Below are 18,516 nucleotides of genomic sequence, written 5' to 3' on the forward strand. Positions count from 1 at the left end.
AAGTTACAAACTTCGCATTTGATTTATATTATAATTAGGAATATATTAAGGCTCTTTCTAGAAAAAGGAAATATATTTGTAAAATCGAATAATTAATAAAAGCCTGACACAATATGCGTTTCTTATTTATACTTTTTTTATCTGTTACTTTTCAAACTATCATTGCTCAAAATCAGTTTGTGCCTGTTGATGTTCCATATAAAACAGCTTTAGAAAATGCAAAAAAAGAAGGAAAACCACTTTTTATTATGCTTTATGCAGATTGGTGTCCACATTGCAACTTAATGAAAACGGAAGTTTTGAGTGATCCTGCTGTTATGGGTTTTTTAAATAAAAATTTTGTCTGTACTTATAAAAATATAGAAAAGGAAGAAGGAATTGCTTTAAAGAATAAATTCAATACCAAATCGCTTCCTACTTTCTTATTTCTTGACAGCAATGAAACGTTGATTTATGCATTGAAGGGCGAAATGAAAAAGCCAGAATTTCAGAATGAATTAAATATTGCTTTAAATCCGAAAATGCAACTGCCTTATTTAGAAAAAGAATTTCTTGCTGAACCAAGCAATTCAGATAAATTCTTTACCTATTTAAATACTTTAAAAAAGGGAAAAGACAGAACTGAATTGTCAATACCAACACATATTTACCTAAACACACAATCTGATAAACAGTTAGTTAGTGAGTTAAACTGGCGCGTTATAGCAAATGGGGTAACTGATATTAAATCTAGAGAGTTCCAATATGTTTTAAATCATCAGAAAGAATTTGCTGCTGTTGCTTCTCAAAACCGAATTGACCGTAAAATCGAAAGCATTGTGAACGAGTTGCTTCGTCCTTTGGTTGATAATTTAGATACTGTAAACTACTATAAACAAAGAGAAGTTGCAAAATCAATCCGATTGCAAAAAACAGATTCTTTAGTTTTTAAATATGATCTAACTTTAGCCGAAAGAACTGAAAAATGGAATTTCTATAAAAAAGTTACTCTTGAAGACACTCAGAAATTAGTTTGGAACGATGCGAGTTTTTTAAAAGATATCGGGAATACTTACTTTAAACATATTAATGATAAAGAGAGTTTAAAAAAGGCTATTTTCTGGGTAGATCGTTCTTTAGAATTAAATGATTCGTATGATGGAAATCTGCTTGAAGCGAAGCTTTACAACAAAATAAAAGATAAAAAGAAAGCTTTAGAATATGCCAAAAATGCCAAAGCAATAGCCAAGGAAATGGACTGGAATTCTAAAGAAGTAGACACATTATTAGCTGAATTAAATACCAAATAACTGCAATAAATAACCAATGAGCATTACACTAAGACCAGCAACAACAAACGATTTACAAAAGATTTTAGAAATTGTAAACCATTCCATTCTACATACTACTGCCAATTATAGCTACGAAATCCAGACTTTGGAAGTCCAGACCAAATGGTTTGAAGATAAAATGGCGAAAAATCTCCCTATAATTGTAGCCGATTTAGATGGCGAAGTAGTGGGTTTTGGAAGTTATGGCCAGTTTAGAGAAAAGATTGGCTATCAATATACTGTCGAGCATTCTGTTTATGTAGTTGACAACATTATAGGAAAAGGAATTGGTTCAAAACTTTTGACGGAATTAATCCGTTTGGCAAAAGAGCAAGGTTATCATGTTATGATTGGTGCCATTGATGCCGATAATGCAGGAAGTATTGCTTTTCATGAAAAATTTGGATTTGTTTCTACGGGTACAATTCGTGAAGTTGGCTACAAATTCGACCACTGGTTAGATTTGGTTTTTATGCAGCTAATATTAGTTTAACCGCAAAGGACGCGAAGAATTACGCAAAGTTCGCGATGTTATTTTAAAACAAAACCCGACAGGTTTTAAAAACCTGTCGGGTTTGATTTATATGAGTATGCTTAAACTTTTTTAACTCTTAATCCAATTAATAACTTCAGGTTCTGTTACTAGAGTTTTTGGTTTAATTACTTTTACCAATTCTCCTTTTTCATTGATTAAGTATTTTTGAAAGTTCCATTCTACTTCAGAATCCTGTAGACCGTTTCTTGATTTTTCAGTTAAGAACTTATAGACATCGCACATATCACTGCCTTTAACAGAAACTTTGTTCATCATCGGGAAAGTTACACCGTAATTCTGCTGGCAGAAAGTTTCAATTTCTTTAGCAGTTCCTGGTTCTTGTGAAGCAAAATTATTTGCAGGGAAACCAACAATTACAAACCCTTTATCTTTGTATTCTTTGTAAACTGCTTCTAAATCTTTATATTGTGGAGTTAAACCGCATTTTGATGCAGTGTTGACAATCATGATTTTTTTGCCTTTTAAAGATGCAAAGTCAAAGGTATCTCCTGACAAGTCTTCTACTTTAAACTGATAAATTGTTTCTTTAGCCATGGCTTTATCCTTTTTAGATAATTTGTTTGTATTAGTTTGAGCATTTACTCCTATTACTGACAAAACAGCTGCTCCAAATAGCATTAAAAGTATTTTTTTCATCTGATAATTTTTTATAAAATTAGCTAAAATCCATTTTCAAAAACCATTTTCGGTCTTTAATTTTTGCCAATCAAAAGTTAAATAAAAAATGAAGCCTAACGTTAATCAGACGTTAGGCTTCCCCCCATACAAACAAATCAAACCATGAATTAATTATTATGCAATCTTTTATAAATTATAGTTGATGACTCGGTTATGTCGAAAATTCCTTTATCCCCCATATGTCAAACGTCTTTTTGAAAAATCTTTAAATGGCTTGTATTGATGTAAAATTAAATCCTAATAGTCGAGACATATTAAAGAAATCTTCAATCTGGAAGTCCGAGTACATCAACTATACAATATTTTTATTTTGTTATTTTTTATAATCAAATCTTGTTTAAACACAAATTCCTGAATGATTCATATCTGTGCAACCTGACAAAGCTTCTTTCATAAAATCTCTTTCAGTAAAAACGGTTAACGATAAAACTGTTGTTAATCCAACTATCAATATTCTAACTATTATTTTGCTATCCATAAGTCTTTAATAATGTTCTAACAACAGTTTTATTCTTAACTTTTATAACTGTAAATAAGATCTTTCTCACCTTATTAATTTCATGTACGTAATTGGATTGTTTTTGGTTTTAAAAAAAATAAAAAAAAATGCACTTTTTTTCGGAACCCCTTATTTTCTTAGGTTTTGGATTACTAAAAAAAATATAAAAATGAAGAAAAAATAAATTAACTTTATAACAGGTTAGCATATAATACCTTAGCTTTTAATGTTTAAACTTAAAAATCCAAATCTATGAGTCAAGAAGAACTGCTAGTTTTAATTTACAAAAAAGACGAAAAAGCTTTTACACATTTGTACGACATGTACTCTAAAAGTTTATTTTCTGTCATTCACGTCCTAATTAAAAATCGAGAAGAAGCAGAAGATGTGCTTCAGGATGTTTTTGTCAAAATCTGGAAAAACATCGATTCCTACAACGAGAGCAAAGGACGATTTTATACTTGGATCCTTAACATCGCCCGAAACACCTCGATCGATAAACTTCGTTCTAAAGACTATAGCAACAGCCAAAAAAACCTTTCATCAGATAATTTCGTAAATCTCTTAGATGAGAGTAATAAATTGAGTCATAAAATTGATGCAATTGGAATTCAGGAATTTGTAAAAAAACTAAAACCAAAATGTATTGAAATAATCAATTTATTGTTCTTTAAAGGATATACCCAGCAAGAAGCTTCAGAAGAATTGGCAATGCCACTGGGAACTATCAAAACGCAAAACAGAAACTGTATTAACGATTTACGTAATTATTTGAAGATATAATGGAAGCACAAGAATATATAGAATCAGGAATTTTAGAGCTATACGTTTATGGCCTATTAAGTGAAAAAGAAAATTTAGAAATTGCCGAAATGGCAAAAAAGAGTCCCGAAATGGATCAGGAAATTATTTCGATAGAAAAGGCTGTAATTGCGCTTTCTTCGAGTTTCTCTCCTTTCCATTCTGTGGAAAATTTTGAAAAAATCAAAGCTCGTCTTGAACTTAAACATGGAAAAGTTGTCGATATCAAACCAGCTTCAAACTGGTCTCAATATGTTGGCTGGGCAGCAGCAGTATTATTATTGCTAGGTTTAGGCTATCAGACTTTAGAATTAACCAAAACCAAAGAAGCCATTTCTACTGTTGGAAATGAGAAGAATAAAATACAAAGAGAATATGCCTTTTTAGATCAGCAGAATAAAGAAACCGAGAAAAACCTAGGTATTGTAAGAGATATTAAAAATACAGGAGTAACACTTGGTGGTCAAACAGTTTCGCCAACTTCTTTTGCAAAAGTATATTGGAATAAGCAAACTAAAACTACTTATATTGACGCGGCAGGTTTGCCTGCACCGCCAAAAGGAATGGTGTATCAAGTATGGTCTTTGAAATTAAGTCCAGTACTCACTCCGACAAGCATTGGTTTGCTGGATAATTTTGAAGGTAATAAACAAAAAATCTTTGCTGTAAATCAAACCGATTCTGCAGAAGCTTTTGGAATTACTTTGGAACCAGCTGGCGGAAGCCCTACTCCAACAATGGAACAGCTTTATACTTTAGGAAAAGTTTAAAATTAATCTTTTATAAAAAGCTAAAACGCATATTCAGTGTAATATGCGTTTTTTTATTATTTTTAATTCACCAAAAACCAATTTTATGAATGCAAATTTACTTTTGAGAATTGCTATAGCCATTATTCTCCTAACCCATTCCGTTTTCGGAATGTTTAATAATGGTATTAATGATTTTGGAAATCTTTTCCTCAACCAAATTGGTTTTGCTCCTTATGGCGTATTTCTTGCCTGGAGTATCAAATTATCTCATGTTGCCGCAGCAATACTTTTATTAGCAAATAAATACATTAAACTTGCTGGTTTTGTTACCATTTTTGTTCTTATAATGGGCATTGCTTTAGTGCACTTTCAAGAAGGCTGGTTTGTTGTAGGCGGCGGAAGAAATGGTGTCGAATATAATTTTCTTCTAATTATAGTTCTCTTGGCAATTATGTATCCTGACGGCATCATAAAAAAAACAAAAAAGTAATTCATAAATCAAATATCAAGTTTAATGGAAATAATGTGCAAAAATTGCCATCAGGTCTTTAGAGGCCATTATTGTAACAATTGCGGACAATCTGCAGAAACGCATAAAATAAATGCGCATTTTTTATGGCACGATATCCAGCATGGTTTATTGCATTTTGACAAAGGAGTATTGTATTCTTTAAAACAATTGTTTACCAGACCCGGACATTCTATCCGCGAATTTATTGAAGGTAAAAGAGTTCGTCATTTTAAACCCTTATCTTTAGTTGTAGTACTTGCTACTTTATATGGACTGCTTTATCATTATTTTCATATTAATACCTTTGATGGTGCAAAGAATTCAGACATTGATTTTGAGCACTTAAATGAATGGTTTGCAACACATTTTTCATGGGTAACAGTTGGTTCTATTCCTATTTATACTATTGGCACTTATCTTGTTTTTAAAAATCAGGGGTATAATTTTGTTGAATTTTTTGTGCTTAATACTTTTAAAGCGGCTCAAAGAATCTCTGTACAGTTACTAACAATGCCAATATTGATTTTTCTAAATCATACCTCATATATACAGCAGTACAACAATACAATGTATATTATTGGTATTATTTTAATCTTTTGGACAAACATTCAATTTTTCAATAAAATATCTAAAATAAAAGCGTTTTTCTTGACCCTATTAAGTCATCTTATTTTTCTGATTTGCTTTTTCCTTATAGCCGCTATTGCACTTCTGCTCTTTGGCAAACTTTAAATCTGATAATAAAAAAAGGTTCAACATTGTGTTGAACCTTTTTTTATGAATTAACAATTATAGTGAATTATTTATTCTTTACTTTTTTCGTTTTATAGTATTTACGATACTTAGGATATGTAACAGCACCAATTATAGAAATCGTAATCAAGCAGTAATAAATCCAGTTTAATGAATGTGCTTCACCACTTGCATAAGAGTGTAAACCTACTAAATGGAAGTTTACTCCATAATAGGTAAACAAGATAGATACAAAAGCATACATACTCATTAAGTTAAAGAACCATTTTCCTCTTAAAGCTGGAACAAAACGAGCATGAATTACAAACGCATAAACCATAATCGAGATTAATGCCCAAGTTTCCTTTGGATCCCATCCCCAGTAACGTCCCCAGCTTTCGTTTGCCCATTGTCCACCTAAAAAATTTCCAATCGTTAGCATGATCAGACCAATGGTTAAAGCCATTTCGTTAATATAACTTACTTCTTTAATATGTAAATCCATTTTGGCTTTATTTTTATCATTTGTAAAGAAAATCAATAGTAAAGCAACAAAACCTAAAATCATTCCTAATGCAGTTGGACCATAACTTGCTACGATAACCGCTACGTGAATCATTAACCAATACGAATTAAGAACTGGTTGTAAGTTTGCAATTTCTGGATCGATCCAGTTCATATATGCCGCCATTAAAATCATTGCTGTAACGAATGCAGATGAAGCAACGGTTAATTTTGATTTTCTATCAAAAGCCAAACCAAAGAACATCGTAGACCAAGCTACATATACAATAGATTCGTATGCGTTACTCCAAGGTGCGTGACCTGAAATATACCAACGTGCAATTAATCCAACGGTATGAAGTGCAAATAATAATCCGATGATAATATGGAAAGCGTTTACAGTAAATCTTAGCCATTTCTTCTCAAAGAAAATATTAAGAATAGTAAACATCAGCATAATTATAGATGCAGTTATGTACCAATATGGCAATACTTTGAAAACATCATATTTGTTATAAGCAATTTCAGCATCAATTTTATCTTCGCTTGGCCTTACTTTAGCTCCAAATTTCTTTTGGAAACCATTGATACTTTCCACTAAATTATCTGCTGTATCAAAGTTTTTCTGAATAGAACCATTGTTTAATGCACTAAAATATAATGGAAGAATTTGCTTTACATAAGTAGAATCCATTCCTTTAAAACCAGCACTTTCACGCTCTAAATAAGAAACCCATTTGTGATTTGGATCATTGGGAATAGGGAAAATTCTTAAAATGCTTCCACTTAATGCCGATTCCATTAAGTTCACTTTCTTATCGGTTTCAACAAAATCTTTCTCAAAATTATTTGGATTAGCGGCTTTATAAGCAGCATCTAAATAAGGAGATAATTTATAGTTTCCTTGTTCGTCAAAGAATTTTACAAAAGGAGCATATTGATCTTTAGAATCGATACCTATAATCTTACGAATACTATCATTTCCAGATTTAATATAAATCAATGGAATCTGAATCCAAACTTGAGCATATTGCGTCATAGATAAAAATACCTGATCTGAATTCATTCCGTTATACGTATCATTATGGCTTACTTTTCTAAGCAATTCAGATGAAAACGTATTAATTGGCTTCATTCTACCTCCAGCATCCTGAATAATCAAACGACCGAATTTTGCTGCATGAGATTCCGGTGCTTTATATATAGTCAATAACGAATCTAATTGTTTTTGGCTCGGTGGTGCCGTCACATGATTTGCATGATCATTTGGATCTGCAGAGTGTGCATGATCGTGGTCATGAGAATGAACATGAGGGGTCTGCTGTGCAAAACCAGTAAAACTGATCATCAAAATCAGAAGCATTATCAATTTTTCTTTTTTCTTCTGAATAGCGTCTAGCTTACGTTTCAAATCACCAAAACGAGAATGTTTAGTAAACATAATTGCCATTAAACCGATGTATAATAGATAATAACCAAAATAAGTAATATTAGTTCCCCAGAAATCGTGATTTACCGATAAAACAGTTCCTTTTTCGTCTGGATCAAATGAAGATTGGAAGAAACGATATCCTTTGTGATCCAAAACGTGGTTCATAAAAATATCTGCATCAAAAGTTTCTGTAGAGTCTTGAACAGTTACTTTACTTTTGTATGAAGAATAGCTTTTCTCTGTTCCTGGATATTTCTCTGCAATAAAGTCATTTAAACGAATTTTAAATGGCAAAACATAAGCTTTACTTCCGAAGAATAAAGAATATTCTATATTGCCAATTTTAACTGTTTTAGCTTCCCCGACTTGCCCTTTATTACCAAAAAGCATTACTTCTTCTTCCTGTCCTTCAGCTTTTACTTTTACTACCAAAGCATCTCTATGAGATTTTGCTTTAAAGTCATTATTAGATTCATAATCTACTTTTCCTCTCATTGGAGGTTCTGGAAATACAATTCTAATATCTCCAATGCTGTATAAAGAACGCATCATTAAAGGCTGTACATTATCTTTTGTAACTTTTCCTTTAAATTGATCTGCCATTCGCATAAATTCACCTTCAAATGGAGTCTGGATTGTGTATTCTTTTCCAGTTGTATTGATGTTTATTGCACCGTCTGTCTGCTTATTTAAAGCAAATAAAACATTGTGAATATTTTGAACTTCACCTTCTTTCAAATAATGTTCTTCACGTCCGCCTGCTCCAGCTTCAACTAATTTTAAGTATAAAGTCCCTTTTGGATCTGGTTTAACCACTTCTTTAGCTCCCATGATATAGTTCGAATAGGTAACTTCAAAAGGAGTCTCGTCAAATTTTCCTGAAATACTAAAATCATTATTCGTTACAGGAGAAAGTAGAAGACTTTTTTCAAAAACTCTTCTTTTCATTTCCCCTTTATATTCACCATCAGCAAAAATGGTTAAAAAGGTTTTATCTGAATAAACTTGGTTTTCAGCCGCGCCTTCGCGAATTGGCATCATTCCTTCATAACTAATATATCTTGTAATAAAAGCTCCTAAAAGGATAAAAATAAAAGAAAGGTGCAATAGAAGACTTGCCCATTTTTCTTTTTTATGCAGTTGATATTTTTTGATATTTCCGAAGAAATTAAGCACAAAGATGGCCATAATAGCTTCAAACCACCAAGTATTGTAAATTAGTATTCTGGCTGTATCAGTGTTGTATTTACTTTCGATAAAAGTTCCAACACCCATTGCAATTGCAAATGTTAAAAAAAGAACGGCCATTAATCGTGTAGAAAACAAAAAAGAGAATATTTTTTTATCCATTTCTTAGGGATTACATTGTATAAAAGTGCGACAAAAGTACTTAAAAATGTTGATTAGCAGGCTTTGCCTTTTGTTAATAAAAACCAAAAATAAGGACTATTTTTTAAACAAATTGATAATATAGAAAGTTTAAACCTACAAAACCAACATGAGTTTTTTTATTAATTGCTTTTATAAAAAAAGTGTTAGAATTCTAACAGAAAACAGAAGACAATAAAAACTTCAAAAAAGCATTATCAATATTGAATTGGCTCCCTGCATTAAAAAAATAATACTAATTTTGCTTTCATGATTCAGATAACAATAATCGGTTCCGGCAATGTTGCACAGCATTTGATAAAGGCTTTTTCTGCCAGCAAAATTGTTGAAATTAAACAGGTTTTTTCGAGAAAGAAAGAAGCCTTGATCCATTTAATTGATTCTGAAAAGATTGTAACCGATTTTGAAGCATTAGAACCTGCTGATTTGCATATTATTTCCGTTTCTGACAATGCTATTTCAGAAGTTTCAGAACAGCTTCCGTTTAACAATCAACTAGTGGTTCATACTTCTGGAACATCTTCAATTGAGCTTTTAAATCCTAAAAATCGACGTGGTGTTTTTTATCCGCTTCAGACATTTTCTAAGAATAAAGAAATTGATTATTCTGTAGTTCCATTTTGCTTAGAAGCAGAAAATACAGCCGATTTTAAACTTTTGGAAACCATTGCAAAAAGTGTTTCAACAGCAGTTTATTCTATCAGTTCAGAACAGCGAAAAGCACTTCATGTAGCTGCTGTATTTGTCAGCAATTTTACAAATCACTTGTACCAAATAGGACAAGAAGTCTGTGAAGAAAATCAAGTTCCTTTTGCTGTTTTACGACCATTGATTCAGGAAACTGCTGATAAAATCAACACACTCGATCCTATTGATGCACAAACAGGTCCGGCCATTCGCCATGATTCAAATACAATTGCCTCGCATCTGGCTTTTTTACAAGACGAAAACAAAAAAAATATCTATAAAATCCTAACACAATCTATACAGCATAATGGCAAAAAGTTATAAAGAATTAATGAATGACATCACAACCTTTGTTTTTGATGTAGACGGCGTACTTACAGACAGCTCAGTTTTTGTTACCAATGAAGGTGAAATGCTAAGAACAATGAATATTCGTGATGGTTTTGCAATGAAAGCGGCAATAGAAAGTGGCTATCATGTTTGCATTATTTCTGGCGGAAGCAATGAAGGCGTTCGCATTCGTCTTCAAAATCTAGGCATTAATGACATTCATTTAGGAACTCCAGATAAAGTGAAAACTTTTAAAGCATACACTGAAACCCATAATATAAAACCAGAAAATGTGTTATATATGGGAGACGATATTCCAGATTTTCATGTGATGAAATTAGTTGGACTTCCTACTTGTCCTCAAGACGCAAGTCCAGAAATTAAGAATATTTGCCGATATATTTCACATGTAAAAGGCGGACGTGGCGCTGCAAGAGACGTTATCGAGCAAGTAATGAAAGTACAAGGAAAATGGATGGAATACTTTAACGGAAAACACGATTAAAGTTTTCAGTCGCAGTCGCAGTTTTCAGTTAGTTAAAAACCTTTGAACCTAAGTTCCTCAGAACCTTTGTACCTAAGAAAAAAAAAATGAAATTCCTCAAACTCATTCGTTATAAAAACCTTTTAATGCTTGCTTTTATGCAGCTGCTTTTTCGTTATGCCTTTTTAAAACAGCAGGAGATTCCGCTGGCATTATCTGATTGGCAATACGGATTACTTGTTTTAAGCACTGTATTATTGGCAGCTGCAGGTTATGTTATCAATAACATTTACGATGTAGGAACCGACAGCATCAACAAACCAAATGATGTAGTTGTCGGAAAAGGAATTTCAGAAACTATGGCCTACAATATTTATATTGGTCTGAATATTTCTGGAGTTGCAATTGGTTTTATTCTGTCGAATATTATCATGAGACCAACCTTTGCTTCGCTTTTTATTTTAATTGCATCGTTACTGTATTTTTATGCAACAACGCTAAAACAAATCATGATTTTAGGCAATTTTGTTGTGGCATTGCTTTTGGCTGTGAGCGTTTTAATTATTGGAGTTTTTGACCTTTTCCCTGCTACAACAGGCGAAAACCAGGCACAAATGGCAAGTCTTTTTTCTATTCTAATAGATTATGCTTTATTTGCTTTTATGATTAATTTCATTCGCGAAATTGTAAAAGATATTGAAGATGTAAATGGCGATTATAATATGGGAATGAACACATTACCAGTTGCGATTGGCGTTAATAGAGCTGCAAAAATAACTTTAGGTTTTGCCGTTATTGCATTTATTCTATCTGGATTGTATTGCAATACTTATTTCATGCAAAACAAGCTTTATATCGCTGTATTTTATGCTTTTGCAACGGTTTTAGCTCCTTTACTATATTTTATTGTAAAAATATTTAGCGCAAAATCTCAAAAGGAATTTCATCATTTAAGCAGTATTTTAAAACTTATTTTGTTCTTCGGAATTTTATCAATCTTGGTTATTGCCTTAAACATCAAATACAATGCTTAAAGATAAATTAAAAAAATATAAAATCATTTTAGCTTCGGGTTCTCCGCGCAGACAGCAGTTTTTTAAGGATCTAGATCTTGATTTTGAAATTCGTTTAGAAGACGTTGAAGAAATTTATCCACCAGAACTGAAAGCGGTGGAAATCACTGATTATTTGGCTGAATTAAAAGCTAATGCATTTGAAGGTGAGTTGAACGAAAATGAAATTCTAGTCACAAGTGATACTATTGTTTGGCATCAGAATAAAGCTTTAGGGAAACCCAAAAATGCAGAGGAAGCTTTTTCTATGATAAAATCAATGTCAAATGCAACACATGAGGTAATTACTTCAGTTTGTTTTAAAACGAAAGACTCTTCTACCCTTTTACACGATATTACTAAAGTAACTTTTAATGATTTATCAGATGAAGCTATTTTATATTATATCGAAAACTACAAACCTTATGATAAAGCTGGTGCTTATGGTATTCAGGAATGGTTTGGTTTTATGGCAGTTGCAAAAGTAGAAGGCTCTTATACCAATGTAATGGGGCTTCCGACAGCTAAAGTTTATGAATTTTTGACTACATTAGTGTAAAAATTTATTTATGTTTTCTTTTAAAGAGTATAGCCGAGAAATAATAGCCACAATCATTCTTATTGGTATTTTGATTGTGCTTCGTATCGTAATTGCAAAATTAATACGACGTTTTGCTGCTACAAGCCAATTATTTGAACATCGTACCAATTTGGTTATTAAGTATATTAATATTTTAATGAATATACTTGTGGTTACAACTTTGATTTTAATTTGGGGAGTTCAAACAGAAGATATTTTTATTACAATTTCTTCTATTGCAACTGTAATTGGGGTTGCAATGTTTGCCCAATGGTCTATTTTAAGTAATATTACTTCTGGAATGGTTCTATTCTTTTCTTTTCCTTTTAGAATTGGAGATACTATCAAAATTCATGACAAAGATTTTCCTATCGAAGCCGAAATTGAAGACATTAACACCTTTCATGTAAGTTTAAAAACAAAAGAAGGCGAGAAAATAATTTTCCCAAATAATTTATTGCTTCAAAAAGGAATTTCAATTATACCTGCGAAGTATGAAGAACGTGAATTTTTTGACTAAAATATGATGGGAATTTTATAACGGGCAGTCAAAAAGCTGGAACGAAAAAAGACAAATAAAGTGTAATATTTGTTATATAAATTCAGCTAAATAAAAATATAAATGACTCGGCCTGTAACATTACCATTCTACGCAAAACTTTCCTTTATTCTTGTCACTTTAATCTGTTTTGCATTCATTTTTTGTATCGGAAAAGATATACTTACACCCGTTTTAATGGCATTCTTGTTTGCTGTTTTATTGCTTCCGATTTTTACTTTTCTAAATACAAAATGTAAGTTCCCAAGACATCTCGCTGCAATTGTTTGTCTCGTCCTTTTTATATCTTGTATTGTTGGAATCTTAGTTTTTATCTCGTACCAAGTCACTTACATAGCAAATGATTTTGAAACTATAAAGAAAAATGCCAACTCCTTTATTATTGAAATCCATAAATTTATAAGAGAAAATTTTCAGGTAAGTATTGGAGAACAAAAAAAATATCTAGATTCGGTTACAAAAGATTCGGTTAAAACGGGTCAAGCCAAATTAGGCTCGTTTATAATTTCAATAAGCGATGTTCTTTTAGATAGTACCATTATGATTATTTATACATTTCTGTTTCTAATCTATAAAGAGCATTTTAAATTGTTTTTTGCTAAACTAATCAAACAGGAAAATCATGCGGTTCTCCAAGATATATTATCTCAAATAAAAGTTTCGATCAATAATTATATAGTAAGCTTGATTATCGAAATGATTGTCGTTTCCGTATTGACTAGTCTGGGTTTGTGGATTATTGGGGTAAAATATTTTATCCTTCTCGGATTAATAACAGGAATTTTGAATCTGATTCCTTATATCGGAATTTTTATTGCTGGAGTAATTACGGTTTTAGCATCGCTAACAGGATCTGGAGAAATATCTGTAATTCTCGGAATTCTTATTGTAAATATTATTGTTCAATTTATTGATAATAATTTGCTTGTGCCATTAATTATAAATTCAAAAGTAGAAATAAATGCCTTTGTTTCAATAATGGGAATTATTGTTGGAGGTGCTGCAGCGGGAATTGCCGGAATGTTTCTAGCCATTCCGCTTCTTGCTATTTTAAAAATTATTTTTGACAGAATTGATTCACTCTCCGCATGGGGTTATCTCATGGGAAATCACGTTCCAAGAAAATTTGTATGGAGAAAGAGAAAAATTACAACAGAAAATTAAAAAAAGCGTTATGCTAGCATAGTATTTATTTATTCCTTAAATTCATAAAACTTAAAAAAATATTAGAAGAAAACTACCGAATGTCTTTAAACTACAAAATACTGTTTTTTATTTTGTTTTGCTTTTTTTTACAAAGCGGATATGCTCAGGTAGATCAAAATAAAAAAGAGCCCAAAAAAGAGAAAGATACCACGGAAATCTATACTAAAATTAGAAATTATTCTAAGAAAAATAAGTTTACGCAGACAATGCATAAATTGTTTTTTAGATCTAAAAAGCCAAAGAAAAAAGACGAACTGCTTGTACCGCTTGATTCTACAAATTACGATGGAAAAATTATTCGAAAAATCAATATTGTTACTTTAGATCCGTTTGGTCATTCTGTTGCCGATACCACTCAGATTCCTAAAAACTGGGGAGAACGAATGGGTAACAGGCTTCACTTAAAAACAAAAAAAATAGCTATCTATAATTTATTGCTTTTTAAGAAAAATACACCTTATAATACTTATAAAGTACTGGAATCTGAGCGTTTAATTCGTGCTCAACGATATGTTACGGCGGTTAGAATTTCGAATCAATCAGTGGGACAAGCTTCAGATTCTGTAGATGTTACCATACGAGTTTTAGATTCTTGGAGTACCATTCCGAGATTTTCGATTTCTAGCAGCCAGATGTCGATTGGTTTTAAGGAAAAGGATTTTTTTGGAACTGGACAGCAATTAGAATATCGTTTTACCAATCGTTTTGATGATGGGCGAAATGCCAATGAGGCAACATACACGATCCCAAATATTAAAAATACTTACATCGGTACTGTGTTTCATTACAATATGGATTTGGATAATAACTATATTAAAAGTATAGATATTGAGCGAGACTTCTACTCTCCTTTGACTAAATGGGCTGGTGGATTTTATATTGATGAAAGTTTTAGAAAGGATACATTACAAGCGCCCGATTCTACATTTGCTTATCAGCCTAAAAAGTACACTTCGCAAGACGTTTGGGCTGGACGTGCTTTTAAAATGTATGAAGACAGCAATCATGCCATAACCAATTTGATTACAACAGCACGATTTCTAAATGTAAATTATAGCGAATCGCCTTCTGAGATTTACGATCCGAATCATTTTTATTCTTCAGAAAAACTAATTCTCAGCGGAATTGGATTGAATACGCGAAAATTTATCAAAGACAGTTATATTTTTCGAAATGGACAGACAGAAGACGTTCCTATAGGACGAATATACGGTGTAACTTTCGGTTATCAGTATAAAAATACTTTTTGGAGGCCTTATGTTGGAGCGCAGTTTTCCTTTGGAAATTATTATCGCTTAGGTTTTCTGAGCATGAATTTTGAAGCAGGAACTTTTTTTCATCAATCCAAAACCTATCAAACCTCATTTTTGTTTGAGTCTAATTATTTTACGAAGTTATACAGCATCGGAAATTGGAAAATTAGACAATTCGTAAATCCAAAACTTGTAATTGGAATAAATCGGGATGATATTATTGGAGATCAGTTAAATATAAATGAAGAAAACGGAATTCCTGGATTCAACAGTTATTTGTACGGAACAAGTAAAGCAGTTTTATCATTGCAGACACAAACATATTCACCGCACTCTTTACTTGGATTTCGTTTGAATCCATTTTTCAATTATTCAATTGCAGTACTAGGAAGTCCCGAAATGGCAATGACAAAAAGCAAACCTTATTCTAAACTTACCGTAGGATTATTAATTAGCAATGACTATCTGGTTTTCAGTTCATTTCAGCTTTCACTTTCTTATTATCCGAGTATTCCGCAGCAGGGAGATAATGTTTTCAAGACAAATACTTTTGAAACTACCGATTATGGATTGCAAAGTTTTGAGTTAGCAAAACCGAGAGTGGTTAATTACAAGTAATTTTTTTTTATTTTTTTTAAGAAAATTAAAAAAATCATAAATCACTAAAAACCAATAAATTAAATGAATTTTAATTTTAATTTATTCGACGAAATGCATTTTTATCCGACAAAATACATCATAACATTTTTTTTGGCACAGTATATGAATATCCTTATTCAAGATTAACATTTAAAAAAAACAAAAGAGATGAAAACGATAAAATTAGCAATCGCCGGATTATTTCTAATGGTTGCAAACGCCACACAAGCCCAAGTATCGGTAAACGTGAATATAGGAACTCCACCTGCTTGGGGGCCAGTAGGATATTCAGAAATGGAATATTATTATCTTCCAGATATTGAAGCTTATTACGATGTTCGTGCTGCTCAATTTATCTATTTCGGAGGAGGAAGATGGGTAAGAACAACTTACTTACCTAGACAATATAGAAACTATGATTTGTATGGAGGTTACAAAGTAGTTTTGACAGATTATCATGGTAGAACTCCTTATGTATACTTTGATCGTCATAAAGTAAAATACTACAAAGGTTATTATGGAGCACCACAAAGACCATACAGACCAAGACCAGTATATGGTTATGATGATAGAAGAGATTACAAACGTTATGACAAACACTATGATAAGCACCATAACAAACATGATCGTGATGACCACGATGACGATCACGATCACGGTCACGGTCACGGACATGGTAGAAGATAAATACTAAATTATTAGCAATCAACGAAAGAGAGTATCAAATAAATGATACTCTCTTTTTTTGTGGCAATTTAATTTTGAACTTTTGTTAAAAAACTGTAATTTGTATATAAATCATTGAAAAACAAATTGTTTTACTAAAATTAACCTTTGTTTAATGTGATTATGATATATATTTGCGCCGAATTTTAAAATCCAAAAAAGAAATTTATGGAAAAGAATGTTTATTTGCTTTCATTTTTAGCAATGTCACTGTTAATAGGTTGTGACGATAACAATGACAACAAAAACGATGGACAATCGTCAAATAACATTACTATTACCTCAGATCAATCTGCTTTAAACCAAAGACTTGACTTAACTAATTCAGGGGTAATTTCGATCGAAAATGGTTCTCTTACAGGAAAATTAGCAGAAGTAGCCAATACTTCTTTTCCTTTAGTTCAAATTGCCGAAGTTAAACCTCCTGTTGATGCCAACGGAAGAACGCTACAAGCCAGCCACGTTACAGTAAACGGAAATTATGCTTATGTTTCTTATATTATGAGAGGTGATGCGTATTCTGGAGCAATTGATGTGATTGATGTTTCAGATCCTTACAAACCAAAATTGGTTACCTCTGCTTTAATTCCAAACACCGATATTACGTCTCTTACTTTTTCTGGATCTAATTTAATTATCGGAGCTGCTAAAGATGTAGACAAAGATCCGCTTCTTTCTACAAATCCTGCTATTGTTCTTAACATGGAATTGAGCTCTGGATTACTTACAGATAAATTCAAAACCAATTATTTAGAAAATAGAGTTACAACAGATGTGGCGGCAAATACTTCTAATTATTTTGCTGTAACTGGAGACAATGGAAGTTTATTTAAACTAAGCAGTTCTACTAAAGAAATTACAGGAAAAACAGCTATAGCCGATTTACGTTCGATTGCTCTAACAGGTGACAAAGTGGTAACGTTAAGCGGAACGAAAGGTGTTAATGTTTACAATCAGTCAACACTTGCTTTGCAAAAAAGCTTTACAACATCTACCGATGTTAGTGGTGCAAAAAGAACAATGGATATTGACGGATCAAAACTTTTCGTTTCTGAAGGGGCAAATGGTCTTGGTGTATACGACATTAACAGCGGATCTAAATTGCAGAGTATTGCAATTGCAACAGCTGGAGAAGATAATGTAACAAATGCAGTTTCTTTTAATGACGGTTATGCTTTTGTAGCAAATGGAGCTCTTGGCTTAAACGTTTATCAATCATCAACACAGCTTAATTTATTAGGTTCTGTGGGAATTGCTGGCTCATCAAACTATGTGAAATCAAGCGGTAATTATATCTATGTTGCAAGCGGAACTGGTGGTTTGAAAATCATTAAAATGGAAAAACCAAATACAACTTTTGCAAATTGCACTTCTTATATTGTCTATAATCAAGGCAAAGATTTGATTTTAAATTCTAACGACATAAAATCATACCAAGGAGCAACTGCTATTAATTCTGCCATTATTAATTCTAGTGCTGTTTTAACACATTGTGGTTCAATTGCAATTCTTAATAACTTAATTTTAAACAGCGGTGGTATTTTCAACATGACAGGAAGTTTGTCTCAAGGAAAATATCAGCAATCGAATCCAACAGAGTTAATTATCAATAATAATGCTCTTTTGCAAATTGAAGGTTCTGTTGTAATCTGGGGAGATTTAAGATTAAACAGCGGTGCAAAAATTAATTTCATTGGAAACAATTCTTCTATCACCATTTACGGAAAAGTTACCAAAGGAAGTAATGTAACCATTACAGGAACTTACAAAGACACCGAAAACAAATTGAAATAAACATTTCAAAACCCTTATAGAAAAGCTGTTAGATTAATTTCT

General features: G+C 31.9%; 17 protein-coding genes. 15 read left to right on the forward strand and 2 right to left on the reverse strand.

Annotated elements, in window-relative coordinates:
* Positions 1–113 precede the first annotated feature (113 nt).
* Both DMA14_RS12500 and DMA14_RS12505 read left to right on the forward strand, forming a co-directional pair.
* The gene (locus tag DMA14_RS12500; protein ID WP_111424973.1) at positions 114–1,289 is read left to right on the forward strand and encodes a thioredoxin family protein; all 1,176 of its coding nucleotides are present in this window, start codon (positions 114–116) and stop codon (positions 1,287–1,289) included.
* A 16-nt stretch (positions 1,290–1,305) separates the two neighbouring features.
* Positions 1,306–1,803 (forward strand): GNAT family N-acetyltransferase, encoded by a 498-nt coding sequence (locus DMA14_RS12505; RefSeq protein ID WP_111424974.1) that lies wholly within the window; start codon positions 1,306–1,308, stop codon positions 1,801–1,803.
* 111 nt (positions 1,804–1,914) lie between these two features.
* On the opposite strand, the gene DMA14_RS12510 is transcribed toward DMA14_RS12505, so the two are convergent.
* A complete protein-coding gene (locus tag DMA14_RS12510) occupies positions 1,915–2,502 on the reverse strand; it encodes a glutathione peroxidase (RefSeq protein WP_111424975.1) in 588 nt (195 codons plus the stop codon).
* A gap of 793 nt (positions 2,503–3,295) precedes the next feature.
* Between DMA14_RS12510 and DMA14_RS12515 the strand changes: the two genes are divergently transcribed.
* The 4 genes from DMA14_RS12515 (at position 3,296) to DMA14_RS12530 (ending at position 5,839) form a co-directional block, all read left to right on the forward strand.
* Positions 3,296–3,826, forward strand: coding sequence for an RNA polymerase sigma factor (locus DMA14_RS12515; RefSeq protein ID WP_111424976.1), 531 nt, complete (start codon positions 3,296–3,298; stop codon positions 3,824–3,826).
* The gene (locus DMA14_RS12520; RefSeq protein ID WP_111424977.1) at positions 3,826–4,614 is read left to right on the forward strand and encodes an anti-sigma factor; all 789 of its coding nucleotides are present in this window, start codon (positions 3,826–3,828) and stop codon (positions 4,612–4,614) included. The genes DMA14_RS12515 and DMA14_RS12520 overlap by 1 nt, the downstream gene beginning before the upstream one ends.
* 85 nt (positions 4,615–4,699) lie before the next feature.
* Complete coding sequence (locus DMA14_RS12525) at positions 4,700–5,086, forward strand: DoxX family protein (protein ID WP_111425048.1); 387 nt, start codon at positions 4,700–4,702, stop codon at positions 5,084–5,086.
* A 24-nt stretch (positions 5,087–5,110) separates the two neighbouring features.
* Positions 5,111–5,839, forward strand: coding sequence for a DUF3667 domain-containing protein (locus tag DMA14_RS12530; protein WP_111424978.1), 729 nt, complete (start codon positions 5,111–5,113; stop codon positions 5,837–5,839).
* A 67-nt stretch (positions 5,840–5,906) separates the two neighbouring features.
* On the opposite strand, the gene ccsA is transcribed toward DMA14_RS12530, so the two are convergent.
* Positions 5,907–9,125, reverse strand: a complete 3,219-nt coding sequence (gene ccsA, locus DMA14_RS12535) for a cytochrome c biogenesis protein CcsA (RefSeq protein ID WP_111424979.1) — start codon at positions 9,123–9,125, stop codon at positions 5,907–5,909.
* A gap of 288 nt (positions 9,126–9,413) precedes the next feature.
* Between ccsA and DMA14_RS12540 the strand changes: the two genes are divergently transcribed.
* From DMA14_RS12540 to DMA14_RS12580, 9 genes are all read left to right on the forward strand, one after another.
* Positions 9,414–10,175, forward strand: a complete 762-nt coding sequence (locus DMA14_RS12540) for a Rossmann-like and DUF2520 domain-containing protein (protein WP_111424980.1) — start codon at positions 9,414–9,416, stop codon at positions 10,173–10,175.
* Positions 10,159–10,686: a KdsC family phosphatase gene (locus DMA14_RS12545; RefSeq protein WP_111424981.1), complete on the forward strand. Its 528-nt coding sequence runs from the start codon at positions 10,159–10,161 to the stop codon at positions 10,684–10,686. The genes DMA14_RS12540 and DMA14_RS12545 overlap by 17 nt, the downstream gene beginning before the upstream one ends.
* Positions 10,687–10,772: 86 nt before the next feature.
* Positions 10,773–11,699, forward strand: a complete 927-nt coding sequence (locus tag DMA14_RS12550; RefSeq protein ID WP_111424982.1) for a geranylgeranylglycerol-phosphate geranylgeranyltransferase — start codon at positions 10,773–10,775, stop codon at positions 11,697–11,699.
* Positions 11,692–12,276 carry a Maf-like protein gene (locus DMA14_RS12555; protein WP_111424983.1) on the forward strand — a complete coding sequence of 195 codons (585 nt, stop codon included), beginning with the start codon at positions 11,692–11,694 and terminating at the stop codon, positions 12,274–12,276. The genes DMA14_RS12550 and DMA14_RS12555 overlap by 8 nt, the downstream gene beginning before the upstream one ends.
* 10 nt (positions 12,277–12,286) lie before the next feature.
* Complete coding sequence (locus DMA14_RS12560) at positions 12,287–12,817, forward strand: mechanosensitive ion channel domain-containing protein (protein ID WP_111424984.1); 531 nt, start codon at positions 12,287–12,289, stop codon at positions 12,815–12,817.
* 102 nt (positions 12,818–12,919) lie between these two features.
* Positions 12,920–14,020 carry an AI-2E family transporter gene (locus tag DMA14_RS12565; RefSeq protein ID WP_111424985.1) on the forward strand — a complete coding sequence of 367 codons (1,101 nt, stop codon included), beginning with the start codon at positions 12,920–12,922 and terminating at the stop codon, positions 14,018–14,020.
* Between the two features lie 80 nt (positions 14,021–14,100).
* Positions 14,101–15,933, forward strand: a complete 1,833-nt coding sequence (locus DMA14_RS12570) for a BamA/TamA family outer membrane protein (RefSeq protein WP_111424986.1) — start codon at positions 14,101–14,103, stop codon at positions 15,931–15,933.
* A 189-nt stretch (positions 15,934–16,122) separates the two neighbouring features.
* Positions 16,123–16,641, forward strand: coding sequence for a hypothetical protein (locus DMA14_RS12575; RefSeq protein WP_111424987.1), 519 nt, complete (start codon positions 16,123–16,125; stop codon positions 16,639–16,641).
* A gap of 207 nt (positions 16,642–16,848) precedes the next feature.
* Positions 16,849–18,474 (forward strand): LVIVD repeat-containing protein, encoded by a 1,626-nt coding sequence (locus tag DMA14_RS12580; protein ID WP_111424988.1) that lies wholly within the window; start codon positions 16,849–16,851, stop codon positions 18,472–18,474.
* The last annotated feature ends 42 nt before the right edge of the window (positions 18,475–18,516 follow it).

Origin of the sequence: Flavobacterium sharifuzzamanii, from assembly GCF_003254585.1 — a bacterium.
Classification (GTDB): Bacteria; Bacteroidota; Bacteroidia; order Flavobacteriales; family Flavobacteriaceae; genus Flavobacterium; species Flavobacterium sharifuzzamanii.